The organism is Kineosphaera limosa NBRC 100340 (assembly GCF_000298215.1).
Classification (GTDB): domain Bacteria; phylum Actinomycetota; class Actinomycetes; order Actinomycetales; family Dermatophilaceae; genus Kineosphaera; species Kineosphaera limosa.
Genome location: NZ_BAHD01000025.1, coordinates 1 through 25304 on the forward strand (window position 1 = coordinate 1; position 25304 = coordinate 25304).

A 25304-nucleotide genomic window follows, 5' to 3' on the forward strand; every position below is an offset into this window, starting at 1 on the left:
GGCGGCGCGGGCCGCGTCGTCGTCGCGGGCGAGCTTGCGGACGAACGGCGCGTCGGAGGCGAGCGCCACGGCCCGTACGGCGGCCGCGTCGAGCAGGTGCGGGCTGGCCGAACCGGGGTCGATGATGCGGCCGGTCGTCGCCGAGTAGCGCACGGCCAGGCTCGCGTCGTCGTGCAGCAGCGATTGGAGGTAGGACTCGTCGCTGATTCGCACCGTCGCGAAGAACGCCCGCAGCGCCGGCTCGCGCGCATCGCGCGCCAACGCGACGTCGACGGCCCTGGCCGACAACGTCATCCACTGGCTGCACTTGGTGACCCGCAGGCCTGCCGGCGGTCGGGGGCGCAGCCGGGGCACCCCGACGAGCCACCGCCGGTCGCCCTCGACGAAGCGCGGCAGGACCTGCAGCACCCGCCCGGTGCGCCGGCCCAGTCGCCAGGCCAGGTGACGCACGGCCCGATAGCCACCCGCATGGCGCGGTCGGGGGACCGGCACCATGTACCAGCGGAAGCGCCAGTCCGCAGCCAGGTCGCCCAACGGGTCGAGAAGGGCGTCGGCGCCGCTGTCGACCACCTGCTGCTCCCAGCGGGCCAGATCGCGCACGGGGTAGTCCTGCCCGGAGATCAGCACCAGGTAGTCGGCGCCGGTCACCGCGCGTGCATTGGCCAGGGCCTCCAACATCGCCTCGGTCAGGCTCCACGCCCCCCCAGCGCGCGCGGATCGTGCTGCACAACGGCGTCGCGCCGGCCGCCCGCAGGGCTGCCGCGTCGAACTCGACCGGGTCCTCGAAGCGCACCATGACCCGAGCGCCGGGGCTCAGCTCGCGGACCCGCCGAACGAGCTGCACGATCCCCGAAAACCGATGCGCCAGAATGACATAGCAGAATGTCGGCCTGGCCATGCCGAGAGCCTAACCCGGGGGTATGCACCCGAGCAGGAGGAGCGCGCATGACACGACCGGAGACGCCGCCCGGCGACGGCGGCTCGCACTCCGGCCGCGGCCGCAACGCCAAGATCCTGCTCAAGGGCGCAAGCTGGTCGACGCTGGCGCAGGTCGTCCCGCTCGTCATCAACCTGGCCATGACCCCCTGGGTCATCCACGGCCTCGGGCCGGCGCGGTACAGCGTCTTCCTGCTCGTCTCCTCGATCGTGGCGATGCTGGGCGCCCTCGACGGCGGCATCGGTCAGTCCGTGCTGCGCTTCTTCACGATCTACGCCGGCCGCGACGACCGGATCGCGACCACTCGCCTCCTCGTCAGCGTCTCGGCCCTCGTCGTCGGGGGAGCGGGCCTCGTCAGCGTCGTCGTGCTCACCCTCTCCGGGCGCATCTTCGAGTTCTTCGCGCTGGATGCCGCGCTGCTGCCCGAGACGACCGTGCTGCTGTTCGTCCTGGTCCCGGTCACCGGATTGCTGCTGCTGCGCAACGTGTTCAGTTCGGTCGTCTACGCGCGGCAGCGCTTCGGCATCATGTCGATCGCGATCCTGGCCGCCTACGGCGCCTATGTCGTCGGGGTGGTGCTCACGGTCACGCAAGGCTGGGGGCTGTACGGCATCGCCGGGGCGCTCGTGGCCCAGGGCGTCGTGCTCGGCTGCGTCTCGGTGCCGACGGCCGTGCGCTACCTGGATCGCGCGGGGGCCCGCCTCATGAGTCGCGCCGAATTCGCCGAGTTCTTCGGCTACGCCTGGCGCGTGCAGGTCAGCGGCATCATGTTGTTCATCGGCGGGCAGAAGGACCAACTCGTCGCCGGGCGCCTGCTCTCGGCGCAGCTCTCCGGGCCATACGGGCAGGGCACGAGCTTCGCCACGCAGATCTCCTGGCTGCCGCGCAACGCGGTGGGACCGATCCAGGCCATGATCGGCCAGAAGGTCGGCGCCGCGGGCGCGCAGGCGGCGGTCGGCACCGTCGAGGCGATCCAGCGGGCGTGGGTCAAAGGCGTCACCGGATGGTGTGTCGTCGGGGCCCCGGCGGCGTACTTCGGGGTCCGCGCCTGGCTGCCCGACTCCTACGCCATCGCCGGGACCGTCGCCGCGATCCTCATCCTCGGCAACGTGTTCTGGCTCGCCTCACAGGTGCTGCTGCTGTGGGGGCTGACTCTGGGCAAGTCCGGGCTCGAGATGCGCTCGAACATGGTGTCGCTGGCCTGCAATATCGCGTTGTCGGTGCTGCTCGGGGCGCTCTTCGGCATCTTGGGGATCGTCGCGGCGACCGCCCTGGCGCGCGTGCTGCAGACCTGCTGGGTCTCCTGGGACGCCCGGCGCGTGCTGCCCACCCAGATCCGCTGGTTCGCGCGCGATATCCCCGTGGTCGGCGCCGTCGTCGGCTTCGTCGGCTGCGTCGCCGCCCAGTGGGCCGCCGCGCCGTACTACCCCAGTGGGGCGCTCGGCCTGGTCAGCGCCGGCCTCGTCGGTATCGTGCCGCTGCTCGCCTACGGCGCCTGCGCGCTACGCCCCGCCGAGTGGCGGGCCGTGTGGCGCTTCGTGCGGCGCAGGTGAGGGCCGATCAGGGCGTCAGTCGCGGCGCGGAGCCAGCGTCGCCAGGCCGCCCTTGCGCACGCTGCGCGCCAGCATGTGCGCGACGAACCGCGCGGCACCGGGGCTCCACTGCTGCCGAGGGATGCCCGCGGCCATCGCCAGTACCTGCGCGGTGTCGGCTTGGTTCGCGACGATCTCCAGCAGATTGCGCCGGGCCGCCACGGCGTCGGCCGTCGGCACCTCGCTCAGCCGCCCCACGATCCTGCGATACACCTGTGCGTGGCCGGCCGCCACTCTCTCCCGGCTCGCCGAGATCCGGTCCGGGTCGGCGTCGCCGCGCCAGTAGCGCGCCAACGTCCTGGGCACGCAGGCGATCCCGTGCCGCCGATTGAGCCGCAGGTAGAACTCCCAGTCCTGGCAGGCCGGCAGCGTCGGGTCCGGGCCGCCGACCTCCTCGTAGGCTCGGCGGGTCACCAGCACGGTGGAGAACGTGCCGACGTAGTTGCCGCGCAGCAGCGCCGGCGTCGCGACGCCCTCCTCGCGCGGCTGCCGCGGGGGCAGCACGGTGCCGTCCGGCAGCAGGGTCTCGTACCACGTGTAAACCAGCCCGTAGTCGGGCCCGACCTGCCCCAACCGCTCGACCTGGGCGGCGATCTTCTCGGGAAACCACAGGTCGTCTGCGTCGAGAAACGCCAGGTACTCGCCGCGGGAGGCCTCGACCGCGGTGCGCCGGGCCGCGTTGCCGCCCCGGTTCGTCTCATGCCGCAGGTAGCGCACCCGGTCGTCGCCGAGGCCGCGGACCACGGCCTGCGTGCCGTCCTGCGAGTGATCGTCGACGACGACGACCTCGAGATGCGGATAGGTCTGCGCCAACGCGCTGCGGACGGCGCTCTCGATCGTGTCGGCCCGCTTGTACGAGGGGACGATGACCGAGACAAGGGGCTGGGACACGATGCGGACCTCCTCGCCGCACCCCAGGCACGGCATCCGTGAGCAAGACCCCCCAGCAATGCCTCCCATCCTACGTTCCCGTGCCGACCGGCCCCACCCGCCGCGCGGTCGTGGGACGGCTGGCCCGACCGTCTGCCGCCTTGGCTAGACTCGACTCGTTCCACCGCCCCACCAGGAGGATTTTCGTGGCTGAACTGCATGTCGAACTGGTCGCCGCCCACGGCAAGCTCTGGGAGGGCACGGCCCACCAGGTCAGCGCCCCCGGCAGCGAAGGCAGCCTCGGCGTGCTGCCCGGCCACGTGCCGATGCTCACCGCGCTGGGCGAGGGCGAAGTGCACATCCAGGGTGGCGAGAGCGGCGGCAAGCGAGTGCGGGTCGAGGGGGGCTTTCTCTCCGTCGACCATGACCGCGTGACGATCGTCACCGACTCCGCTCAGGTTCAGGCCTGACCGCACCGCGAGCGCCATGGACGGGCTACTGCTGACCACCGAGATCATCGGCGGCGTGCTGATCGTCGGCATCCTGGTGTTCCTGCTGCTCACGCTCGTCCGTCGCCGCTTCATCGCCGGCGGCACCGTCCCCGTTCAGTGCGCGTTGCGGCTCGTGCAGGGCCGGTGGCGCAGCGGACTGCTCAAGCTGACCCACGAGAACCTTGAGTGGTACCCGCTCTTCGGCCTGACCTGGCGGCCCCGGTACGTCTGGCGGCGCTACGGGCTGGAGCCCGGTGAGATCGGCCCGCCCGACGGCGCCGAGCGCCGCAGCGCCCTCATCGGCATCATGCAGCCCCTGCGCGTCAGCTTTCAGGCTGACTCCGGCCGCGGGCCCGGCGTCTTCGACCTCACGCTCTCGGCCGCCGCCTACACCGCGCTGCGCGCCTGGCTCGAGGCCGCATCCCCGCCCGACCGCCGGTTCGAGGTCTGAGGCCGGCCGCTACCGGCGCCTGAGACCCCGTCCGTGCGAGCTCAGTCGCTTGCTGCGGCCGCAGCACCGTCTCCGGTGCGCTTCTTCTGCTTCCCGCCCTGCGGCTCCCGACCGCCACCCGGCTGCCAGAGCACGTCGCCGCCGTGCCCCAGATTCGCTACCCGCGCGAGAATGAACAGCAGGTCGGAGAGGCGGTTGAGGTACTTGGCCGTCAGCGGGTTGACGCCCCCGGGCGGGTCCGACCCCTTCTCCGCAGGCTCCATGCCGTAGGCCTCGATCGCGGCCCACGTCGAGCGCTCGGCCCGCCGCGTGATCGTGCAGGCCAGGTGCAGGTAGGCCGAGCCCGCGGTGCCGCCGGGCAAGATGAACGAGCGCAGCTTCTCCAACCGCTCGTTGTAGGTGTCGCAGTCCGTCTCCAGCTCGTCGATCCACTCCTGCTGCACCCGCAGCGGCGGAAAATCGTAGCTCGGAGCGAGCGGATTGCACAGGTCGGCACCCACGTCGAAGAGGTCGTTCTGCACCCGCGTCAGCGTCGCCACGACCTCCGGCTCGAGTCCGCCGGCTGCGATCGCGATCCCCAACGCCGCGTTCGCCTCGTTGGCGTCGGCGTAGGCCGCCAACCGCGGGTCCGTCTTGCGTGTGCGGGTGAAATCGCCGAGGTGCGTGAGCCCCTCGTCGCCGGTGCGCGTGTAGATCCGGGTGAGGTTGACCATGAGCGTCATCCTCCCACTCCCGCCCCCCAACCGCCCGGCCCGGCCAACGGTTTCGGTGGATGGCGGGTCGGGTGCGCGGTGCGCGGGATACCGTGCACCTATGGGTGAGCGCACAAAGCCGTGGGTCATGCGGACGTACGCCGGGCATTCCAGCGCGGCGGCCTCCAACGAGCTCTATCGCCGAAACCTGGCCAAGGGCCAGACCGGCTTGTCGGTGGCGTTCGATCTGCCGACCCAGACCGGCTACGACCCCGACGACGAGCTCGCCCGCGGCGAGGTCGGCAAGGTCGGTGTCCCGGTCAGCCACATCGGCGACATGCGGGCCCTCTTCGCCGGCATCCCGCTCGCGCAGATGAACACCTCGATGACGATCAACGCGCCCGCCATGTGGCTGCTCGCGCTCTACGAAGCCGTCGCCCGCGAGCAGGCCGACGAGGCCGGGGCGGACGCCGACGATGTCGTGCGCGGCCTCGGCGGCACGACGCAGAACGACATCATCAAGGAGTACCTCTCCCGCGGCACGCACGTCTTTCCGCCCGGGCCGAGCCTGCGCCTGACCGGCGACACGATCGCGTACACGCTGGTCAACATGCCCAAGTGGAATCCGGTCAATATCTGCAGCTACCACCTGCAGGAGGCGGGGGCCACGCCGGTCCAGGAGGTCGCCTTCGCGATGGCCACCGCCACCGAGATTCTCGACCAGGTGCAGGCGCGCGGGCTCGTGCCGCCGGAGCGCTTCGGCGAGGTCGTGGCCCGCATCAGCTTCTTCGTCAACGCCGGCGTGCGCTTCGTCGAGGAGATGTGCAAGATGCGCGCGTTCGTTCAGCTCTGGGACGAGCTGACCCGCGAGCGCTACGGCGTCACCGACCCCAAGCACCGCCGCTTCCGCTACGGCGTGCAGGTCAACTCCCTCGGCTTGACCGAGGCGCAGCCGGAGAACAACATTCAGCGCATCGTGCTGGAGATGCTCGGCGTCACCCTCAGCAAGGACGCCCGTGCTCGCGCCGTGCAGCTGCCCGCGTGGAACGAGGCCCTCGGCCTGCCGCGCCCATGGGACCAACAATGGTCGCTGCGCATGCAGCAAGTGCTGGCCTACGAGTCCGACCTGCTGGAGTACGACGACCTGTTCACCGGGTCCGTCGTCGTCGAGGCCAAGGTCGAGCAGATCGTCACCGAGGCCAAGAAGCTCATGGCCCGCATCGAGGAGATGGGTGGGGCCGTGGCCGCGGTCGAGTCCGGCTTCCTCAAGGGCGAATTGGTCGCCAGCCACGCCCGGCGCCGCCGCCGCATCGAGGGCGGCGACGAGATCGTCGTCGGCGTCAACGCGTTCACCACCACCGAACCCAGCCCGCTGACGGAGAACCTCGACACGGCCATCCACCGCGTCGACCCCGGCGTCGAGGCCGCCGCTCGCGAGGCGGTGGCGGCCTGGCGCACCGAGCGTGACGCCGACCCGGCCCGGGCGCAGGAGGCCGCGGAGGCGCTCACGCAGTTGAGCCGCGACGCCGCCGACGCGAGCGTCAACCTCATGCCCGCCACCGTGCGCTGCGCGCGCGCCGGCGTGACGACGGGGGAGTGGGCCCAGGCGCTGCGCGAGGTCTTCGGTGAGTTCCGCGCGCCGACCGGCGTCAGCGGCGCGGTGAGCAGCGCCGACGGGGCCGAAGACTCGGCCTCCGCGCAGCGGACCCGCGCGGTGCAGCAGGCGGTTCGGGAGACGGGTGAGGCCCTCGGCGGTCCGCTGCGGCTGCTCGTCGGCAAGCCCGGCCTCGACGGCCACAGCAATGGCGCCGAGCAGGTCGCAGTGCGCGCCCGCGACGTCGGCTTCGAGGTCGTCTACCAGGGCATCCGGTTGCGCCCCAGCGAGATCGTCGCCGCCGCCGTCGCCGAGGACGTGCACTGCGTCGGCATCTCGGTGCTCTCGGGCTCGCACAACGAGTTGGTGCCCGAGATTCTCGACGGCCTGCGCGATGCCGGAGCCGGTGACGTGCCGGTCGTCGTCGGGGGCATCATCCCCGCCGCCGACGAGGCCCGACTGCTGCAGTTGGGGGTCGCCGCCGTCTTCACCCCCAAGGACCACGACCTCACCGCGTGCATGGGTCGCATCGTCGACGCCATCCGCGCCGCCAACGGCCTCAGTGTTGACCGCGTGCTCGAATCCGCCTGATCATCAGGGTCGTGAGCGACCTGCAGTGTCCGGCGACCTTCTACGTGCGCGCTCCGGCTCCTGAGGAGCAGGTGCCACTGCCCGTCGGGAGCGACGACGAGCGGATCGTGCTCGTGTGGTCGGCGCCATCGCGCCTGGGCCTCGCGCGCCGGCTTGCCGCCGAATTGGGTTGCGACGCCCGCGAAGACGAGGATCTGGCCGGAGACGTCGTCGCCGCACTCGAGGCACTCTCGGACCTGCACCGGGGCGAGAGCGTCGTGGCACTGCCCGCGGGCGCCTACCCTGGACACCCCGCCGGCGCGTGGCTGCGCGTGCGCATCGACGCCGACGGCACGGCCGTGACGGTCGTTGAGGGGTAGCCCGGCCAGCAGGGCTGACGGGCGACGCCAGAGGGACGATATGTCGACGATCAGCCGACGGCGGTCGCGGCCTCGCGGCGGGGGTCGCCGGCGGCATCGAGTCGGCCGTCGTCGTGCCGGGCTGCCACGCCGACGCCGCCGAAGAACATGGCCAGCGGCGGGTGCTCCACGGACGGCAGTCCCGTCGCCGCGACCGCCTCCGCGAGCACCTGCGAGGCTTCATAGTGCAGCCGCGGGGAGCCGTCGTCCTCGATGGCGACGTGCACGCGCGGGGCGTCGATCGCCTGCTGCAGCGGGTGCCCGTCGAGGCAGACGCCCCCCAACACCTGGAACAGGGCTGTCGTGATGCGATCCGCCCCGGGGCTACCCACCGCGAGCACCGCCCCACCCCCGTGGCGGGCGGTCGAGGGCGCCATGTTCGACGCCAGGCGGGTGCCGACGGGCAGGGCGTGCAGGCCGCGTCGGTTCAGCTCCGGCTCGCCGAGCGCGTTGTTGAGGATGAGCCCGGTGCCCGGTGCCGTGATGCCCGAGCCGTACCCCGACGAGCTGGTGATGGAACAGGCCAGCCCGTCGGCGTCGACGGCGGAGACGTGGATCGTCTCGCTCGAGGTCGACACCGCATCGAGGCCCGCAGGGCCGAGCCGCTCGAGGGTGTCGATGAGTTCGCGGCCCGCCTCGCCCAGGTCGTGTGCCTGGTCGATGCTGCGCCGGCGATACTCCAACACCCGTCGCTGAATGTCGATGACGTCGCCCGCGTGGCTGACCCCGGCCTCCAGTCGACGCTGCCCGAGCATCCGCAGCATCGCGGTGAGCACCGGCCCGCCGATCGAGGGGGCGGGGTTGACCCCGATGTCCCAGTCGCCGAGCCGCGAGCGCAGCGCCGGGCGGGTGACCGTGCGATAGGCCGCGAGATCCTCGCGGCTCAGCAGGCCCTCGTTGGCATCCATGTCGGCGCCGACGACCTCGCCCAGCTCGCCGCCGTACAGCGTGGCCACGCCGTCGCGGGCGATGACCTCCATCGTGTTCGCCAGGTCGGGCGAGCGCATGATCTGCCCAGTCACCGCCGGCCCGCCGCCTTGGAGGACGAACGCGCGAGTCGCGTCGTGGTGATCGAAGAGCGGGAAGGCGTCACGCAGGTACGAGGCGGCGGACTGCCCCAGCGAGTAGCCCGAGCGGGCGTAGTGGGCGGCCGGCTCGACGAGCCGAGCCCACGGCGCGCTACCGAAGCGCGCGTTCGCCTCCGAGACGGCCGCGAACATGCCCGGGGTGGCGACCGAGCCGTGCCCGGCGAACAGCGTGATGCCGCCGTAGAAGTCGATGAAGATCTCGCGGATGCCGCGCCTGAACCGCTCGTCGGGCCGTCCTCGGCCGGGCATCTCGACGTTGCCGTCGATGACGAGCGGCTCCCCGCCCGGCGCCCAGATATTGACGAACGCCCCGCTCATCGGGCTCACGATGCCAGGTTCGGTCACGGTTGCCACGAGGATCGCCGTGACCGCCGCATCGACCGCATTGCCACCGTCCGCGACGACCTCGATCGCGGCTTGCACCGGCTCACGCCCCGGGGCTGCGATGGCGACGCGAGGGCTGGGCACTGCGGACTCCTTGTGGCAGACGGTGGTCTCGACATCACACCGGGGCGGACGTGCCCTGAGTCTGGCAGAGCCGCACGGTGGATGGCCGCCTGGCCCTGGGCTGGGATCAGAACAGGCGCTGCAGCGGGTCGTCGGCGCCGCGCAGGGCGTCGTAGTCCAACGTCAGGCAGGTGATGCCGCGGTCGGTGGCCAGGGTGCGCGCCTGAGGCTTGATCTCTTGAGCGGCAAAGACGCCGCGCACGGGGCCGCCGGTCGTCAGGTGCGGGTCGCGGTTGAGCAGCTCGAGGTAGCGGGTGAGCTGTTCGACGCCGTCGATCTCCCCGCGACGCTTGATCTCCACCGCCACGTGCCCGCCGTCGGCGTCGCGGCACAGGATGTCGACCGGGCCGATCGCCGTCATGTACTCGCGGCGCACGAGTCGATAGCCGGGGCCGATCGTCGTGATGTGCTCGGCCAGCAGCGCCTGCAGGTGCGCCTCGACGCCGTCCTTGACGAGTCCGGGGTCGACGCCGAGGTCGTGACTGGAATCGTGCAGCACCTCGTGGATGCGGATGCGCAGCTGGTCGGGCGTCGCGGCGGCCGCCTTCGGGCCGCGGCCCGTGCCGGCGAGCACGACCCACACGGCCGTCGTGCCCTCGGCCGCCTCGACCTCGCTGGGCTCGGCCACTGACAAGCGGCACGGCGGTGACATCCAGTTCAGCGGCTTGTACGAGCCACCGTCGCTGTGCACGAGCACCGACCCGTCGGCCTTGACGAGCAACAGACGGGTCGCCAAGGGGAGGTGGGCCGTCAGTCGGCCCAGATAGTCGACGCTGCAGGTGGCGATCACGAGACGCACCCCGCCACCCTAGGTGATGGGGTGGGAGGAGGCATCAGCGAGCAGAACGCGCATGACATCGCGCGGACCTGGCAGACTCCGACACCATGGCACGCGAGATCAAGACGGTGGCCGTCATCGGCCTGGGAACTATGGGTGCGGGCATCGTCGAGGTGTTCGCCCGCAACGGCATCGAGGTCGTCGGCATCGACGCCAACGAGGAGGCCGTGGCCCGCGGCCGGGGCTTCCTGGAGTCCTCGACGCAGCGCGGCGTCGACCGCGGCAAGCTCGACGCGGCGGCCCGCGAGGAGGTGCTCTCCCGGGTCACGTTCAGCGCGGACATGGCGGCCCTGGCGCACGTCGATCTCGTGGTCGAGGCGGTGCCCGAGCGCATCGAGCTCAAGCGCGCGATCTTCGCCCAGCTCGACGAGCACGCCCGCCCCGACGCGATCTTGTGCACCAACACCTCCAGCCTGTCCGTCACCGACATCGCGACCTCCACCAAGGAGCCCAAGCGGGTCGTGGGCATGCACTTCTTCAACCCCGCGACGGTCCTGCGGCTCGTCGAGGTGATCCGCACGGTCATCACCTCCGACGAGATCGTCGAGGCCGTCGTCGAGCTGTCCAAGCGCCTCGGCAAGCGACCCGTCGTCGTCGGCGACCGGGCCGGCTTCATCGCCAACGCCCTGCTGCTGGGCTACCTCAACCACGCCGCGACGATGTACGAGAATCGCTATGCCGCTCGTGAGGACATCGATGCCGCGATGACGCTGGGCTGCGGCTACCCCATGGGCCCGCTCGCGCTGCTCGACCTCATCGGCCTGGACACCTCCTACGCCGTGCTCGACACGATGTACAAGCAGGGCCGCGACCGGCTGCACGCCCCCACGCCGATCCTCAAGCAGCTGATCACCGCGGGGCTGCTCGGGCGCAAGGCCGGGCACGGTTTCTACACCTACGAGAAGCCCGGCTCCGGACGGCTCGTGCCCGACGCCATGAGCGCCCTGACCGCCGAGCCGGTGGCCCCTGGTGAGGCCGCGCCGATCGAGCGGGTCGGGGTCGTCGGCAGCGGCGACATGGCCATCGGTATCGCGGAGACGATCGCGCGGCACGGGCTGCCGGTGCGGCTCATCGCCCGCACCTCGGAGCGTGCCGCGGAGGCCCTCGACGCGCTCTCCAAGTCGCTGCACAAGGCCGAGCAGCGCGGGCGCATCGAGGAGGCGGAGGTGGGCGCCGCCCTCGCTCGCATCGAGTCCACCGCCGGCCTGGACGGTCTGCGCGACTGCCAGGTGGTCATCGAGGCGATCGCCGAGGACCTACCGGCCAAGCAGGCCATGTTCGAGAACCTGGACGAGGTGTGTGCTCCCGGCACGGTGTTGGCCACGACGACGGCGGCGCTGTCGGTCGTCCAGTGCGCCGCCGCCACGAAGCGGCCGGCCGATGTGCTCGGCATGCACTTCCTGTCCCCACCGCAGGATGTCGACCTCGTCGAGGTCGTCTCGACCGTCTCGACCTCCCCGCAGGCCGTCGGCACCGCCACGGCCCTGTGCGAGCGCATCGGCAAGCGGGCCGTGCAGACGGCCGACCGGTCGGGCTTCATCGTCAACGCGCTGCTGTTCCCTTACCTCAACGACGCCGTCAAGATGCTGGAGACCAACTACGCCTCCGCCGACGACATCGACACGGCGATGAAGGACGGCTGCGGCCTGCCGATGGGCCCCTTCGAGGTGCTCGACGCCATCGGCCTGGACGTCGCCCTCTCGATTCAGCGCGAGCTCTACCTGGAGTTCCGCGAGCGCAGCCTGGCGCCGGCGCCGTTGCTGGAGCACCTCGTGCAGGCCGGCTACCTGGGCCGTAAGAGCGGTCGAGGCTTTCGCACCTACGTCTAGTCGTCCGCGCGAGCAGCGCGGCAGCTACGTCGTCGTCGCCGGGGCCCCGGGCGTGCCGGGAGTCCCCGGGGAGGGCGACGTGGCGCTCGGCGGCTGCTGCCGGGTGACGTCGCCCAGGGCCGTGGAGACGGTCTGCGCGCCGGTCTTGATGCGTTCGGTGTAGGCCGCGGTGCTCCAGGTCGGCATGCCCAGCGGGAACGTGATGGGACTGCCCGGGGTGCTCGACTCGATCGTCACGTTGATGGCGCGGGCCACCGCCAGCGTCGGCCGCACCGTCGTCGGCACCAGGATCTGGCGGCCGGCCGGATCGGCCATGGCGAGCATCGACCAGGGCAGCCGGAACCGCAGGATGGCCGGGTCCTGCGCCGAGGCGCGGGCCATGTGCCAGGTCGCCAGCGAGTTGTAGTCGTCGGCGTTCTCGTCCCACCACGAGCCGAGCAGCAGGGTGCCGATGTCGAGGAACTGCGGGGCCACCGGCGCGGTGCTGCCGGGCACGAGGTAGCCCCGGTTGAGCACCAGTTGCTCGGTGTTCCAGCCGCCGGTCGAGGTCGAGGGCCACCAGCCGCGCGGCAGTCCGTCGAGGCGGATGGGGTCCAGGCCCGAGCGGATGAAGACGACCGTCGTGCTCATCGTCGGCACCATGCGGATGGCGACGTCGAAGATCGGTGTCCCGCTGCCGCCGGGAAAGCGCAGGCCCGCGCCCGCCAGCATGTCGAAGCCGATCTCCACCGGCGAGGTGACGCGCCCGGCGAAGTACAGCGTCAGGTAGATCCAGGAGGCGTCGTGCTCGAAGGTCACCCGCTGCATGTAGTCGGTGGATGCCTCGTGCACCACCCGCTCGCGTGAGCGCACAGAATCCTGTGTGATGAGACCGCGCCATTGCTCGCCGGAGAGCGGGTCGTGGAAGAGCGCGCGCTGGGCCGCCGGCACCTGCGTGTACCGCTCGGCGGTGTTCCACGTCGAGGCGGACCAATCGTCCTGCCAGGGGATCGTCGCCCCGGTCAGACCGATCGAGGCGAACATCGAGAGCATCTCGGCGTTGAGCTGCATCATCTGCGGCTCGCTGTGATGCCCCTGGTCGCGCCCGTTGACGCCGTTGCCCGCCGACCCTAGCCCGCTGCCGACGGAGAACGACGTGACGAACAGCGGGATGCCTTCGAACGCCTCCTGCAGCGCCTGCAGGTATGCCCGGTAGGCGTCGTCGCCCTGCAGGTCGGGCTCGTGGAAGAGAAAGAGCGGCCGATACGGCAAGGCGACGTAGGCGGCGAAATGCCCGCCGGGCCAGGCCGCCGTCGGCGTCACGGCGCGCGCGTCGAGGGAGACCAAGTCGGCCTGGGGGTCCGGCTCCTGCGGATGCTTCAGCGGGTCGATCTCCGGGGAGGCCGAGATGGCCAGCGGCACGCTGACGCCCCGCTGGGCCAGGTCGGCGGCCAATTCTTCGAGCCGCGCGGCGCACCAGCGCTCGGTGGGGGTGGCCGCGGCGGAGCTGGTGAAGAAGCGGCCGCGCACGCCGGGGGCGTCGGGGTTGGCCTCGTCGGTGCGCTGGAGCAGCGCTGGTTGCCAGCTCGTGCCCAGCACGAAGGCGATGGTCCACGGTGAGACGTCCGCAGTCCACGTGCCGGTGACCGGGGCGCTGCCGGAGCGTCGGCTCAGGTCACCGTGCACCGCGGCGCTGGCGCCGAGCACCTCGGCGCGGGCCCGCTGCGTCAGCGCTGAGTCGTACAGGCCCGAGCCGGTCAGCGCGTCGGCCGCCAGCACCTCCACGCCCTGGATGAGGTAGATCGGGGCCGCGGCGTTCGCCTCGTTGTAGCGCAGCAGCTCCTCGTAGAACACCGAGCCGTGCAGCCCGCTCAGGCGCACGACGCGCACCCCCAGCTCGGCCATCTGGACCAGCCAGCGCCGATAGTCGGCGCGGGTCGCGGAGCGAGTGCCGGTCACGTGGCCCGGCGTCGTGGGGGAGAGGGTGACGCCCGCCCAGAACGTCACGTCGCCCCCGACGGTGTGCAGCACGAGGCGGTTGTTGACCTGGCCCGCGACGCAGGCCAGCCCGTCGTGCTGCGCCGGCGCCGGCGCCCAGGAGTCGCCGATGGCGGTCGGTGTCGGACTGACCGGCATCGTCGGGAACTGCGTCGCGGGGCTCTGCGGCTCGGGCTGGTCGGAGCAGGCGGCCAGGGCCGCGGCCGACCCCAGGGAGCCCGCGACGAGAGCGGAGCCATGAAGGAATCGCCGCCTGCTCATCGGGGGAGGCGGGATGCTCACGTGCGTCTCCTGCTGTGGGGCCGGGCGTGCGGCGGGCAGCGGCACGCGGGGGTCTGGGCGGTCGGGTTCTCGGACGGAGGCGCCGGCGCGCAAGGGGTGCCGCCTGTGGCGACCCCGGCGCACGTGGCTTCTGTCCAGGCCTGTCTATCAGCCTGGAAGAATACCGGCATGCCGCGATCCAACCGGCGTCGGCGTGAACCCACGTCGCTGAGCATCGAGCGGGCCCTGGGCGGCACCGCTCGTACTGAGTCGCATCCTGACGGCCAGTGGTTCGTGCGCTCGGTGGCGGGCTCGCGGCCGGGGATCGGCGGGGCGGAGTCTGCGCCGCGCCGGTATCTGTGCCCGGGCTGCCAACAGCAGTTCGACGGCGCCACCGCGCATGTCGTCGCCTGGCCCGCCGACGGTCTGGGTGACCTGAGCGACCGGCGGCACTGGCACACCACGTGCTGGCGGGCGCGTGACCGCCGCCGTCCCGGCGGCGCCACCCGGTGACGCATCTCTCGTCGGTCGAGGCGTCTGCTCATCCCAGCATCGAGGTCTGCGCCAACGCGTCGGCGAAGGTTTGCGCCCCGGTCTTGATCCGCTCGGTGTAGACGGCCTTGTTCCACCCCTCCCACCGGATGTCGAAGGCCACCGGGGTGGTCGCCGTCGCGTTGCCTCCCGCGACCGCCACCGCGATCCGCTCGATCTGCACCGCCTGCGGCAGCTTGTTCTTGGGCACGACGGCGGTCAGCGACGACGGATCGCCGAGCGCCAGCAGGCCCCACGGCATCCGCAGGTGGATCCGGGTCAGCCCGTCGTCGCCGGCCGGGGTGATGGCCCAGGTCGAAAGGGTGTCGCCGGTGGTCCCGGACAGGGCTGCGGCGTCGTCGGCCCGCACGAGGTTGCCGATGTCGAGCAGTTCGGCCTCGCGCGCCGGAGCCGCGCCGCGCGCCGGGAAGGGGCGGTTGAGCGTCATCCGCTGCAGTCGCCAGCCGTCGGGATCGGGCGCGGGCACCGAGCCGTCCGGGAGCCCGTCCAGCAGCAGCGGGTCGAGCTCGGCGCGGATGCGCGTGCGGGCGGTGCCGGCGACCGGGTCGCAGCGGACCTCGACGTCGAACCGTTGCTGCGCACCGAGCCCGGGCAACCCCAGGCCCGCGCCCGGCACGATGTCGAAGCCCAGCGTCACCGGCGCGTCCAGCGGTTGCGAGTAGGCCAGCGTGAGGTGAACCCAGGAGGCGTCGTGGTCCAGGACGACCGCGGTGAGCCCCTCGCGCGCCTCGTGCACCGTGCGCTGTCCGGCGCGCACCGGGTCGTCGGCGAGCAGGCCGAAGTGCTGCTCGTTGGTCAGCACGTCGTGCCACAGCGAGCGCCGCTCGGAGTCGACGACCGCGTGCCGCGGCAGCGTGTTCCAGGTGAACTTGAACCATTCGCTGTTCCAGGCGAACAGCATGCCGCCACCGAGGCCGATCTCCTTGAACATGCGCAGCATGTCGGCGTTCATCCCCATCGCCTGCGGCTCGGTGTGGTGCCCCTGATCGCGGCCCAACGTGCCGATGTGCGCCGAGCCCAGCGAGGAGGGCACGCCGAACTCGGTGACGAGCAACGGCATCCCGGCGTGGTGCCGCTTGAGGTCCTGCAGGTAGGCGCGGTAGGGGTCGCCGGAGGGGTCGTTGCGGTAGCTGGGCTGCCAGCGCTGGAAGTCCGGATAGTACGGATAGGCGTGGTAGCTGGCGAAGGTGCCGCCGGGCCAGGCGTCGGAGGCGATGACGTGGTTGGCGTCCACGCCCACGAGGTCCTCGCGCTCCAGCGGCTCGTCGGGGTGGGTCAGCGGGTCGGTGGTCGGCCAGTTCGCCAGGGCCATCGGCACGCTGATCCCGGCCGCGGCCTCGTACCCGGCCAACTCGTCCATCCGGGCGGCGATCCACCGCTCGGTGGGGGTGGCCTGGGGGCCCGAGGAGAAGTACGTGCCCCGGTGTGCGGGCCGGTCGGCGTTCAAGCGGTCGGAGGCGTCGGTGGCCACCGGATCCCACTCCACGCCGACGATCCAGCCGGCGAGCCAGCGCGAGACGTCCGTGCTCCACGTGCCGCTGGCACGGCCCTGCACGGGCGCCCGGCGCAGGGTGCCGTGCACGGCGGCGCTGGCGTCGCGCACCTCCTCGACCATCGCCTCCGTCGACTCGGCCGAGAACAGGTCGTGCGAGTCCAGGTACGACTCGTTCGGCAGGTAGATGCCGTGCACGAGGTACAGGGGGTGCTCCGGATTGGCCTCGTTGTGCTCGGCCAGCACCTGGTACATGTGCGGCGGGTGGATCGTGTAGATCCGCAGCACCCGTACCCCGGCGTCGCGCATGAGGCCGAACCAGCGGCGGTAGTCCTCCGCGGTGATGGCCAGCTCGCCGGGGGAGTGCCCGGGGGTCGTGCTGCCCAGGTTGATGCCCGACCAGAAGGTGGCGTCGCCGGAGACCGTGTGCAGCCTGATCGTCTCCCCCTCCTGGGTCGCCAGGCAGCGCAGCCCGCCGATGGTCGCCGGTTTCGGCGCCCACGAGGGGCCGAGCGGCACCGGAGTCAGCGACGGGCTGGGCGCGGTGGGCGCGGGGGGCCCCGAGCAGCCGGCCAGGCCCAGACCCAGCAGGCCGCCGCCGAGCAGTGTGCCGGCGAGGAAGCCGCGTCGGCTCACGGGGCGGCGCAACAGGGCGGAGGGCAGTGGCGGCCGCGGAGGGAGATCACCGTGCATACCGCCCTCATCGGCACGTCGAGGCCCCCGGTGTACCCGGGGGCCTCGACCCGGCGCCCGAAAGGCTGCGCGCGCTGGGGTTTTCGGTGCGACTCAGGTGTGCGTCTAGATGTTGCGGAACCGGTTGATGGCGGCCTCGTGCGGTTCGCGTCGCTCCGGCATGGAGATGCCCAGGCCCGGTTCGGGGGCACCGACGAGCACGCCGACCTTGCCCTGGTGCATGTTGCGGTGCACGTCGTAGGCGGCCTGGCCGACGTCGCCGAGCGCGTAGGTCTTGCTCAGCGTCGGGTGGATCAGCCGGCGGCGGATGAGGCTGTTGGCCTCCCACGCCTCGCGGTAGTTGGCGAAGTGGCTGGAGACGATCTTCTTGAGGTTCATCCACAGGTAGCGGTTGTCGTACTCGTGCATGAACCCGGACGTCGAGGCGCAGGTGGTGATCGTGCCGCCCTTGCGGGTGACGAAGACGCTGGCGCCGAAGGTCTCGCGGCCGGGGTGTTCGAAGACGATGTCGACGTCGTAGCCGCGGGTCAGCTCGCGAATGTCCTTACCGAACCGGCGCCACTCCTTGGGGTCCTGGGTCTGCTCGTCCTTCCAGAACTTGTAGCCGCGCTCGTTGCGGTCGATGACGTGCTCGGCGCCCATCTTGCGGCAGATCTCCGCCTTCTCCGGGCTGGAGACCACGCACACCGGGGTCGCGCCGCCGGCCAGGGCCATCTGCGTGGCGTAGGAGCCGAGGCCGCCGCTGGCGCCCCAGATGAGCACCCGGTCGCCCAGCTTCATCGCCGCGCCGTTCTTGCTGATGAGCTGCCGGTAGGCGGTGGAGTTGACGAGCCCGGGGCAGGCCGCCTCCTCCCACGTGAGGTGCTCGGGCTTGGGCATCAGCTGGTTGGCTTTGACGATCGCCAACTCGGCGAGCCCACCGAAGTTCGTCTCGAAGCCCCAGATGCGCTGCTCGGGGTCGAGCATCGTGTCGTTGTGTCCGTCATGGTGCTCCAGCTCGACGGACAGGCAGTGCGCGACGCACTCCTGACCGGGCTGCCACAGGTGCACGCCCGGGCCGGTGCGCAGCACGACGCCGGACAGGTCGGAGCCGACGATGTGGTAGGGCAGGTCGTGGCGCTTGGCCCACTGCGACAGGCGGCCGTAGCGCTCGAGGAAGCCGAAGGTCGACACCGGCTCGAAGATCGAGGTCCAGACGGTGTTGTAGTTCACCGAGCTGGCCATGACGGCCACGAGCGCCTCACCCGGGGCGAGCTCGGGCAGCGGCACCTCGTCGAGGTGCAGGCTCTCGCGCGGGTCCTTGTCGCGGCTCGTGCGGCCGGCGAACATGTCGACCTCGTCCTTGTGCACGGTGACGGCCCGGAAAGACTCGGGCACAGGCAGGTTGCCGAACACCTCGGCCGATCGCTCACCGGCCAGGATCGCGTTGCGGATCTCGTCCATTCCTATGGCCTCCTCGCCATGCGGGGCCGGCGCCGACCAGGCGCCGCGTTGATGCCCAACATACCTAGCGGCGCATGATTAACATCGGTACTTCGCCGGGAAAGTCGGCGCCGCCGACCACCCGACCGGTAATCGGCAGGTGATCGGCGGCGATCAGGGCTGACCAACGCCCCGTCGTTCGGCTTGGATTTCGGCCTGGCTCAGTGCCCCTCGGTGGAGGGTTCGACGAGTTCGACGAGCACTCCACCGGCGTCCTTGGGGTGGATGAAGTTGATCCGGCTGCCGGCGGTGCCACGCTTGGGCTCGGGGTAGAGCAGGCGCAGGCCGCGCTCGCGCAGGGTCTCGCACACCTCGTCGATGTTCTTGACCCGGTAGGCCATCTGCTGGATGCCCGGGCCGCTCTTGTCGAGGAACTTGGCGATGGTGCTCTGCTCGTTCAGCGGAGCCAGCAGCTGGATGCAGGAGGTCGAGTCGCCGACCTCCATCATCGCCTCCGCGACGCCCTGCTCCTCGTTGACCTCGCGATGCGCCATGCGCATCCCGTACTTCTCCTCGTAGAAGGCGATGGCCTCGTCGAGGTCGCGGACCGCGATCCCGACGTGGTCGATATGGGTGAACAGACCGGTGACATCAGCGCTCATGCGCCACAGCCTAAGGGCGAGCACCGAGCCAGCGGGCGGGACCATTGGCAGTCCCTCGTCAGTCCCTCGTTAACGGTTGCGCGGTCCGGTTACAGTGGCGGCACTCGCTGCGACGACGCCGGGTGCCCGGCCGGAAGGACACGCTCATGACCCACCGCCCGCAGGACAATCCCAGCGTCATCGTCGCGGGGGCCCGCACCCCGATCGGGCGGCTGCTCGGGTCGCTGTCCGGGTTCACCGGCGCCCAACTGGGCGGCATCGCCATCCGCGAGGCCCTGGAGAAGGCGGGGGTCGCCCCGGGCGACGTGCAGTACGTCATCATGGGCCAGGTGCTGACCGCCGGCGCCGGTCAGATCCCGGCCCGCCAGGCGGCCGCGGCCGCGGGCATCCCGATGAGCGTCCCGGCCCTGACCATCAACAAGGTGTGCTTGTCGGGCCTCGACGCCATCGCCCTGGCCGACCAGCTCATCCGCGTCGGCGAGTTCGATGTCGTCGTCGCCGGCGGGCAGGAGTCGATGAGCCAGTCCCCGCACCTGCTGACGGGCAGCCGCGGCGGCCACAAGTTCGGCGACATCACGATGCTCGACCACATGTCCTTCGACGGGCTCTACGACGCGTTCACCGACCAGGGCATGGGCCCGCTGACCGAGTCCGGCAACGTCGGCGAGTTCGAGGTGAGCCGCGCCGACCAGGACACCTACTCCGCGCGCAGCCACCAGCTTGCCGCCAAGGCCTGGGCCGACGGCCTCTTCGCCGATGAGGTCGTGCCCGTCGCCATCCCCCAGCGCAAGGGCGAGCCCATCGAGTTCGCCGCCGACGAGGGCATCCGCGCCGACACCACCGCCGAGTCCTTGGGGCGGCTGCGTCCGGCCTTCGGCAAGGACGGCACGATCACGGCCGGCAGCTCCTCCCAGATCAGCGACGGCGCCTGCGCGGTCGTCGTCATGAGCAAGGCGCGGGCGCAGGAGCTGGGGCTGACCTGGCTCGCCGAGATCGGCGCCCACGGCGTGGTCGCCGGGCCCGACTCGACGCTGCAGATCCAGCCCGCGGCCGCCATCGCCGCCGCGTGCGCCAAGGAGGGCATCGAGCCGACCGACCTCGACCTCGTGGAGATCAACGAGGCGTTCGCGGCCGTCGGCATCGCCGCCGCCCGCCACCTGGGCCTGAACGAGGAGCTCATCAACGTCAACGGCGGCGCCATCGCCATGGGTCACCCGATCGGCATGTCTGGTGCGCGCATCGTGCTGCACCTGGCGCACGAGCTGCGTCGGCGCGGCGGTGGAGTCGGGGCGGCCGGCCTGTGCGGTGGCGGCGGCCAGGGCGACGCCCTCATCGTGCGGGTGCCGCGGCAGGAGTGAGCGCAGGCTTACCGCGCCCATCCGCGCCCATCCGCGCCCATCCGCGCCCGAGCCGACCGACTCAACTGCCAGGATGGGGCTCAGCCCACGTCGCCGCCCGCCCGCGACGACCATCCGACCCTGCTCCGCCCGGGATCGCCGCCGCGGAGCGCTAGGAGTGTGACAGCGCACATGGCACGCCGTGACGTCGACGTCCCCACCCTCGTCGAAGCCGCCCGAAGTGGCTCCCCGCGAGCGGTGGCCCGACTCATCTCCCTCGTGGAGGACGCGAGCCCCAAGCTGCGTGAGGTCATGGCTGCCCTCGCGCCGCACGCGGGGCGCGCACACATCCTGGGGATCACCGGTAGCCCGGGGGTCGGCAAGTCGACGTCGACCAACGCGCTGGTCGGGGCGTTGCGCGCGCAGGGCAAGCGCGTCGGCGTGCTAGCCGTCGACCCCTCCTCGCCGTTCTCGGGGGGTGCGTTGCTCGGTGACCGGGTACGGATGCAGGAACACGCCCTGGACCCCGAGGTGTACATCCGCTCGATGGCCAGCCGCGGGCACCTGGGCGGATTGTCGTGGTCCACGCCGCAGGCGATCCGAGTGCTCGACGCGGCCGGCTGCGACGTCGTGCTCGTCGAGACGGTCGGCGTCGGGCAGTCGGAGGTCGAGATCGTCGGGCTGGCCGACACGACGATCGTGCTGCTCGCGCCGGGGATGGGTGACGGTATCCAGGCGGCGAAGGCCGGCATTTTGGAGATCGGCGACGTGTTCGTCGTCAACAAGGCCGACCGCGACGGCGCCGACGCCACCGTGCGCGACATCCGGCACATGATCAGCCTCGGCGACCGCACGCAGCCGAACCTGTGGCGCCCGCCGGTCCTAAAGACCGTTGCGGCCCACGGCACCGGCATCGACGAGGTGATGGAGGGCATCGACAAACACCTCGCCTGGATGACCGAGCACGGCGAGCTGCAGCGCCGTCGGCAGCGCCGCGCCGCCGACGAGATCGAGGCCATCGTGCTCGCGCAGCTGCGCACCCGGATGGGTGACCTGCGCGGCTCGCATGGCATGGACGAGTTGGCCGCCCGAGTCGTCGCCGGCCAGACCGACCCCTACCGCGCCGCCGACAAGGTGCTCGCCGACATCACCTGAAGGCGCCTGAGGCCGCAGGGAGTAGCCTGACCTGCGTGTCTGTTCGCCTCGCCTTCGACCCGATCCGCCGTGCGGCGGTGCTTTGGGAGCGCCGCTGGGGGCGGGCGTCGGCACCGCAGAGCATGGCGACCGCGACATCGATCATGCGGGTGCAGCAGATTCTGCTCGCTGACTTCGACGCCGCCCTGGGTGAGCTCGGTCTGACCTTCGCTCGCTTCGAGGCGCTCGTGTTGCTCACGTTCAGCCGCGACGGACGCCTCCCGATGCGGGTCGTGGGGGAGCGCCTCATGGTGCACGCCACGAGCGCGACGCACATCGTCCAGCGGCTGGAATCCCAGGGGCTCGTCGCCCGCATCCCCAACCCCGACGACGGTCGGGGCACGTTGGCGGTCATCACGCCCGAGGGCCGCGAGCTGGCCGACCGCGGCATGGCGTCGCTGGTCTCCCGCGGCTTCGGGCTCTCGGAGCTGACCGGGCCCGAGCGCGTCGAGCTGTTCCGCCTGCTGGAGAAGCTGCGTCGCGCCCACGGCGACTTCGACTCCGACTGAACTGCTGCCGGCGAAACTGCTTGCAGCGCAAGGTATTTGAGAAGGAGCAGACTCAGCCCTGGCATTTACTAGGAGATCCTAGTAATCTCTTGGGCATGACGATCATCGAAGATCAGGCCCAGGCGGCCGCATCCGACTCTGCAAACAACAGTGTGCCGGGCGACGGGCGCCGCCGTTGGCAGGAGCGCTTCGACGCCGCCACAGCGCGCGGTCAGGTTCGCGATGCAGACTTCACCACCCTCTCCGGCATGGAGCTTGAGCCCGTCTACGGCCCGAGCGACGAGGCCGAGGCCGCGGACGAACGCATGGAGCGGATCGGCTGGCCGGGCGAATTCCCCTACACCCGTGGCCTTTACGCCACCGGCTACCGCGGCCGCCCGTGGACGATCCGGCAGTTCGCCGGCTTCGGCAACGCCAAGCAGACCAACGAGCGCTACAAGATGATCCTCGGTCGCGGCGGCGGCGGCCTGTCCGTCGCCTTCGACATGCCGACGCTCATGGGGCGCGACTCCAACGACCCGATGAGCCTCGGCGAGGTCGGCCACTGCGGTGTGGCCATCGACTCGGCCGTCGATATGGACATCCTCTTCTCCGACATTCCGCTCGGCGACGTCACGACCTCCATGACGATCAGCGGCCCGGCCGTCCCGGTCTTCTGCATGTACCTCGTCGCCGCCGAGCGGCAGGGTATCGACCCGGGCGTGCTCAACGGCACCCTGCAGACCGACATCTTCAAGGAGTACATCGCACAGAAGGAGTGGCTGTTCGATCCGGAGCCGCACCTGCGCCTGATCGGCGACCTCATGGAGTTCTGTGCGGAGAAGATCCCGGCGTACAAGCCGCTGTCGGTCTCGGGCTACCACATCCGTGAGGCCGGCTCGACGGCCGCGCAGGAGCTCGCGTTCACCCTTGCCGACGGTTTCGGCTACGTCGAGTTGGGTCTTTCCCGCGGCCTCGACGTCGATGTGTTCGCCCCGGGCCTGAGCTTCTTCTTCGACTCCCACGTCGACTTCTTCGAGGAGATCGCCAAGTTCCGTGCGGCCCGGCGCATCTGGGCCCGCTGGATGCGCGACGTCTACGGCGCCAAGACCGAGAAGGCGCAGTGGCTGCGCTTCCACACCCAGACCGCCGGCGTCTCCCTCACGGCCCAGCAGCCGCTGAACAATGTCGTGCGTACCGCGACCGAGGCCCTCGCCGCGGTACTCGGCGGCACCAACTCCCTGCACACCAACGCCCTCGACGAGACCCTCGCGCTGCCCACCGAGCAGTCCGCCGAGGTCGCCCTGCGCACCCAGCAGGTGCTCATGGAAGAGACCGGCATCTGCAATGTCGCCGACCCGCTCGGCGGCAGCTGGTACGTCGAGGCGCTGACCGACCAGATCGAGGCCGAGGCCAACAAGATCTTCGACCGCATCCTGGCCATGGGCGGCAGCGATCACTCCACGGCGGACCTGGCCGCGCTCGCGCAGACCGTTCGGCAGAACGTCGGCAAGTCCGAGGGCGGCCAGTGGCCGATGACGAAGGGCATCCTGCGCGGCATCGAGGAGGGCTGGTTCATGGCGGAGATCGCCGACGCCGCCTTCCAGCACCAGATCGCGCTCGAGCAGGGCGACAAGAAGGTTGTCGGCGTGAACACCCTCACCGAGTCGGTGGCCAGCGAACTCGACATCCTGCGCGTCAGTCACGAGGTCGAGCGCGAGCAGGTGCGCGAGCTGGACGACCGCAAGGCCGGCCGCGACGAGGCCGCGGTGCAGGCCGCGTTGACGCACATGGTGGAGGTCAGCCGCACCAGCGACAACATGATCCCCGCCATGCTCGACGCCGTCCGCGCGGAGGCCACCCTCGGCGAGATCTGCAACGTGCTGCGCGACGAGTGGGGCGTCTACCGCGAGCCCGCCCGCTTCTGACCGAGTCCACCCCGAAAGCCGGCGCCTCTTGGGGCGCCGGCTTTCGGGGCTCTGAGGGAGGGGGTGGTAGCCGGGGTGAGGAGCATCAGTGAGAATGGCGACCATGTCGGATCAGCCACTGATGCCCCGTTCTGCCATGCGTGGCGCCGTCGACCTCTCGGGGATCGGCCAGGCGCCGAGCGCACCACCCGCCTCAGGCGGATCGTCGACCGGATTCGCGGGAGGCGTTCGCGTCGATGCCACCGAGGCCGAGTTCCAAGACGTCGTCATGTCGACCCGCGACGTCGCCGCACTCGTCGTGCTCTGGTCGGCCGCCCATCCGGAGACCGAGCAGGCCGTGACGAACGCCGTCACCGTGGCGGAGCGCCAGGACGGACGCCTGCGGGTCGTCGCGGTCGACGTGCAGGCCAACCCGGGCATCGCGGCCGCCTTCCAAGTGCAGCAGATCCCGATGACCGTCGGCCTGGTCGCCGGCCAGCCGGTGCCGCTCTTCCCCGGAGTCCAGCCCGCCGAGCAGCTGGCCCCCGTCGTCGCCGAACTGCTCAAGGTCGCCGCGCAGAACGGCGTCACCGGCCACATCACCGACGCCGGCCAGGTCGAGGCGCCCGACGAGCCGGAGATCGACCCGCGCTTCGAGGCCGCGTTCGATGCCGTCGAGGCCGGCGACTACGACACCGCGATCGCCGCCTACGAGCAGGTACTCAAGGAGGCGCCCGCCGACGACGACGCCAAAGCCGGCCTCGCGCAGGTCAAGCTGCTCAAGCGGGTCGCCGATGCCGACCTCGCCGCAGCGCGCGCCGAAGCCGCCGCCAAACCGACCGATGTCGCCGCGCAGACCCTGGCCGCCGATCTCGACCTCGCCGGCGGCCACGTCGAAGACGCCTTCACCCGGCTCGTCGACCTCGTACGCGCCACCGCGGAGGAGGAGCGGGACGCCGCCCGCGCCCACCTGCTGGAGCTCTTCGAGATCGTCGGCCCCAAAGACGAGCGCGTCGTCAAGGCCCGCCGAGCCCTGATGAGCGCCCTGTTCTGAGGGTCGCGCCTTGAGGGAGGTTCTCGTCCGTCTGCCACGTGGTTGACCTGGGGTCATTGCCTACTGACCGGTAGCGGCCTACCGTCGCGTCATGACTCTGTTCAGCCTGCTCGGCCCCGCCCGCGGTACGGACGCGACGGCGTTTCTCCTGCCTTCGGACGGCGCTCCGCAGGCCGAGCGACGCACGCATCCTGTGCCGGGCGAGCCGTTCGGGGTACAGATGCCGAAGCGCTTGCTCGACCTGCCGGAGGAGGTCACGGCCTCGGTCGCGGCGGCCTGTGACTCCAACCTGGGGCTCGCCGGTACGACTGACCCGCACGACTGACCACTGACCCCCACGACTGACCACGCGGCTGACCGCACGATTGACCCGCACGCCCGGGTCGG

At 71.1% G+C, this 25304-nt stretch carries 21 protein-coding genes and 1 pseudogene; 13 read left to right on the forward strand and 9 right to left on the reverse strand.

The features are described from left to right. Nucleotides 1-693: pseudogene (locus tag KILIM_RS08235) on the reverse strand (beta-1,6-N-acetylglucosaminyltransferase); the annotation flags it as partial. A gap of 252 nt (nucleotides 694-945) precedes the next feature. On the opposite strand from KILIM_RS08235, the gene KILIM_RS08240 reads away from it, so the two are divergent. Continuing rightward, complete coding sequence (locus KILIM_RS08240; RefSeq protein ID WP_006592198.1) at nucleotides 946-2490, forward strand: lipopolysaccharide biosynthesis protein; 1545 nt, start codon at nucleotides 946-948, stop codon at nucleotides 2488-2490. 15 nt (nucleotides 2491-2505) lie between these two features. On the opposite strand, the gene KILIM_RS08245 is transcribed toward KILIM_RS08240, so the two are convergent. Then, nucleotides 2506-3420, reverse strand: a complete 915-nt coding sequence (locus tag KILIM_RS08245) for a glycosyltransferase family 2 protein (protein WP_006592199.1) — start codon at nucleotides 3418-3420, stop codon at nucleotides 2506-2508. 185 nt (nucleotides 3421-3605) lie between these two features. Between KILIM_RS08245 and KILIM_RS08250 the strand changes: the two genes are divergently transcribed. Both KILIM_RS08250 and KILIM_RS08255 read left to right on the forward strand, forming a co-directional pair. After that, nucleotides 3606-3869 carry a F0F1 ATP synthase subunit epsilon gene (locus KILIM_RS08250; RefSeq protein WP_006592200.1) on the forward strand — a complete coding sequence of 88 codons (264 nt, stop codon included), beginning with the start codon at nucleotides 3606-3608 and terminating at the stop codon, nucleotides 3867-3869. 16 nt (nucleotides 3870-3885) lie between these two features. Beyond that, complete coding sequence (locus tag KILIM_RS08255; RefSeq protein WP_006592201.1) at nucleotides 3886-4341, forward strand: DUF2550 family protein; 456 nt, start codon at nucleotides 3886-3888, stop codon at nucleotides 4339-4341. 41 nt (nucleotides 4342-4382) lie between these two features. Here KILIM_RS08255 and KILIM_RS08260 read toward each other — a convergent pair whose 3' ends face one another. Further along, on the reverse strand, nucleotides 4383-5054 hold the full coding sequence (locus tag KILIM_RS08260; protein WP_006592202.1) for a cob(I)yrinic acid a,c-diamide adenosyltransferase: 672 nt from the start codon (nucleotides 5052-5054) through the stop codon (nucleotides 4383-4385). A 100-nt stretch (nucleotides 5055-5154) separates the two neighbouring features. On the opposite strand from KILIM_RS08260, the gene KILIM_RS08265 reads away from it, so the two are divergent. Together KILIM_RS08265 and KILIM_RS08270 are read left to right on the forward strand one after the other, a co-directional pair. Next, on the forward strand, nucleotides 5155-7218 hold the full coding sequence (locus tag KILIM_RS08265) for an ethylmalonyl-CoA mutase (RefSeq protein WP_006592203.1): 2064 nt from the start codon (nucleotides 5155-5157) through the stop codon (nucleotides 7216-7218). A gap of 11 nt (nucleotides 7219-7229) precedes the next feature. Further along, on the forward strand, nucleotides 7230-7577 hold the full coding sequence (locus KILIM_RS08270) for a hypothetical protein (protein WP_006592204.1): 348 nt from the start codon (nucleotides 7230-7232) through the stop codon (nucleotides 7575-7577). Between the two features lie 50 nt (nucleotides 7578-7627). On the opposite strand, the gene KILIM_RS08275 is transcribed toward KILIM_RS08270, so the two are convergent. Then, the gene (locus tag KILIM_RS08275; RefSeq protein ID WP_006592205.1) at nucleotides 7628-9172 is read right to left on the reverse strand and encodes a gamma-glutamyltransferase; all 1545 of its coding nucleotides are present in this window, start codon (nucleotides 9170-9172) and stop codon (nucleotides 7628-7630) included. A gap of 106 nt (nucleotides 9173-9278) precedes the next feature. Then, nucleotides 9279-10010: an endonuclease NucS gene (gene nucS, locus KILIM_RS08280; protein WP_006592206.1), complete on the reverse strand. Its 732-nt coding sequence runs from the start codon at nucleotides 10008-10010 to the stop codon at nucleotides 9279-9281. Nucleotides 10011-10096: 86 nt separating this feature from the next. On the opposite strand from nucS, the gene KILIM_RS08285 reads away from it, so the two are divergent. Next, on the forward strand, nucleotides 10097-11878 hold the full coding sequence (locus KILIM_RS08285; protein WP_006592207.1) for a 3-hydroxyacyl-CoA dehydrogenase family protein: 1782 nt from the start codon (nucleotides 10097-10099) through the stop codon (nucleotides 11876-11878). A 24-nt stretch (nucleotides 11879-11902) separates the two neighbouring features. Here the strand turns inward: KILIM_RS08285 and KILIM_RS08290 are convergent, their stop codons facing one another. Continuing rightward, nucleotides 11903-14137 carry a hypothetical protein gene (locus KILIM_RS08290; RefSeq protein ID WP_157551595.1) on the reverse strand — a complete coding sequence of 745 codons (2235 nt, stop codon included), beginning with the start codon at nucleotides 14135-14137 and terminating at the stop codon, nucleotides 11903-11905. A 168-nt stretch (nucleotides 14138-14305) separates the two neighbouring features. On the opposite strand from KILIM_RS08290, the gene KILIM_RS08295 reads away from it, so the two are divergent. Next, nucleotides 14306-14629 (forward strand): Rv1322 family protein, encoded by a 324-nt coding sequence (locus KILIM_RS08295; protein WP_040562700.1) that lies wholly within the window; start codon nucleotides 14306-14308, stop codon nucleotides 14627-14629. A gap of 28 nt (nucleotides 14630-14657) precedes the next feature. On the opposite strand, the gene KILIM_RS08300 is transcribed toward KILIM_RS08295, so the two are convergent. The 3 genes from KILIM_RS08300 to mce all read right to left on the reverse strand — a co-directional run bounded on the left by KILIM_RS08300 (nucleotide 14658) and on the right by mce (nucleotide 18937). Then, complete coding sequence (locus KILIM_RS08300; protein ID WP_006592210.1) at nucleotides 14658-16853, reverse strand: twin-arginine translocation signal domain-containing protein; 2196 nt, start codon at nucleotides 16851-16853, stop codon at nucleotides 14658-14660. 105 nt (nucleotides 16854-16958) lie between these two features. Next, nucleotides 16959-18296 (reverse strand): crotonyl-CoA carboxylase/reductase, encoded by a 1338-nt coding sequence (ccrA, locus tag KILIM_RS08305; RefSeq protein WP_006592211.1) that lies wholly within the window; start codon nucleotides 18294-18296, stop codon nucleotides 16959-16961. Between the two features lie 200 nt (nucleotides 18297-18496). Then, nucleotides 18497-18937 carry a methylmalonyl-CoA epimerase gene (mce, locus tag KILIM_RS08310; protein WP_040562715.1) on the reverse strand — a complete coding sequence of 147 codons (441 nt, stop codon included), beginning with the start codon at nucleotides 18935-18937 and terminating at the stop codon, nucleotides 18497-18499. 146 nt (nucleotides 18938-19083) lie between these two features. Between mce and KILIM_RS08315 the strand changes: the two genes are divergently transcribed. The 6 genes from KILIM_RS08315 (at nucleotide 19084) to KILIM_RS08340 (ending at nucleotide 25242) form a co-directional block, all read left to right on the forward strand. Further along, nucleotides 19084-20295, forward strand: coding sequence for an acetyl-CoA C-acetyltransferase (locus tag KILIM_RS08315; RefSeq protein WP_006592213.1), 1212 nt, complete (start codon nucleotides 19084-19086; stop codon nucleotides 20293-20295). A 171-nt stretch (nucleotides 20296-20466) separates the two neighbouring features. Then, on the forward strand, nucleotides 20467-21429 hold the full coding sequence (gene meaB, locus KILIM_RS08320; RefSeq protein WP_006592214.1) for a methylmalonyl Co-A mutase-associated GTPase MeaB: 963 nt from the start codon (nucleotides 20467-20469) through the stop codon (nucleotides 21427-21429). A gap of 35 nt (nucleotides 21430-21464) precedes the next feature. Next, on the forward strand, nucleotides 21465-21977 hold the full coding sequence (locus tag KILIM_RS08325) for a MarR family winged helix-turn-helix transcriptional regulator (protein WP_006592215.1): 513 nt from the start codon (nucleotides 21465-21467) through the stop codon (nucleotides 21975-21977). A gap of 95 nt (nucleotides 21978-22072) precedes the next feature. Next, nucleotides 22073-23884 carry a coenzyme B12-dependent isobutyryl-CoA mutase large subunit gene (gene icmA / locus KILIM_RS08330; protein WP_083876009.1) on the forward strand — a complete coding sequence of 604 codons (1812 nt, stop codon included), beginning with the start codon at nucleotides 22073-22075 and terminating at the stop codon, nucleotides 23882-23884. A 121-nt stretch (nucleotides 23885-24005) separates the two neighbouring features. Then, nucleotides 24006-24917 carry a tetratricopeptide repeat protein gene (locus KILIM_RS08335; RefSeq protein ID WP_246308453.1) on the forward strand — a complete coding sequence of 304 codons (912 nt, stop codon included), beginning with the start codon at nucleotides 24006-24008 and terminating at the stop codon, nucleotides 24915-24917. Nucleotides 24918-25008: 91 nt separating this feature from the next. Continuing rightward, nucleotides 25009-25242, forward strand: a complete 234-nt coding sequence (locus KILIM_RS08340) for a hypothetical protein (RefSeq protein WP_006592218.1) — start codon at nucleotides 25009-25011, stop codon at nucleotides 25240-25242. Nucleotides 25243-25304 lie beyond the last annotated feature (62 nt).

Bases quoted from the DNA above. Each gene is read 5' to 3' on its own strand.
- KILIM_RS08260 (WP_006592202.1), bottom strand. From the start codon at position 5,054: ATGGTCAACCTCACCCGGATCTACACGCGCACCGGCGACGAGGGGCTC.
- KILIM_RS08340 (WP_006592218.1), top strand. From the start codon at position 25,009: ATGACTCTGTTCAGCCTGCTCGGCCCCGCCCGCGGTACGGACGCGACG.
- mce (WP_040562715.1), bottom strand. From the start codon at position 18,937: ATGAGCGCTGATGTCACCGGTCTGTTCACCCATATCGACCACGTCGGG.
- KILIM_RS08295 (WP_040562700.1), top strand. From the start codon at position 14,306: ATGCCGCGATCCAACCGGCGTCGGCGTGAACCCACGTCGCTGAGCATC.
- meaB (WP_006592214.1), top strand. From the start codon at position 20,467: ATGGCACGCCGTGACGTCGACGTCCCCACCCTCGTCGAAGCCGCCCGA.
- KILIM_RS08315 (WP_006592213.1), top strand. From the start codon at position 19,084: ATGACCCACCGCCCGCAGGACAATCCCAGCGTCATCGTCGCGGGGGCC.
- icmA (WP_083876009.1), top strand. From the start codon at position 22,073: ATGACGATCATCGAAGATCAGGCCCAGGCGGCCGCATCCGACTCTGCA.
- KILIM_RS08265 (WP_006592203.1), top strand. From the start codon at position 5,155: ATGGGTGAGCGCACAAAGCCGTGGGTCATGCGGACGTACGCCGGGCAT.
- KILIM_RS08335 (WP_246308453.1), top strand. From the start codon at position 24,006: ATGCCCCGTTCTGCCATGCGTGGCGCCGTCGACCTCTCGGGGATCGGC.
- KILIM_RS08240 (WP_006592198.1), top strand. From the start codon at position 946: ATGACACGACCGGAGACGCCGCCCGGCGACGGCGGCTCGCACTCCGGC.
- KILIM_RS08285 (WP_006592207.1), top strand. From the start codon at position 10,097: ATGGCACGCGAGATCAAGACGGTGGCCGTCATCGGCCTGGGAACTATG.
- KILIM_RS08255 (WP_006592201.1), top strand. From the start codon at position 3,886: ATGGACGGGCTACTGCTGACCACCGAGATCATCGGCGGCGTGCTGATC.
- ccrA (WP_006592211.1), bottom strand. From the start codon at position 18,296: ATGGACGAGATCCGCAACGCGATCCTGGCCGGTGAGCGATCGGCCGAG.
- KILIM_RS08300 (WP_006592210.1), bottom strand. From the start codon at position 16,853: ATGCACGGTGATCTCCCTCCGCGGCCGCCACTGCCCTCCGCCCTGTTG.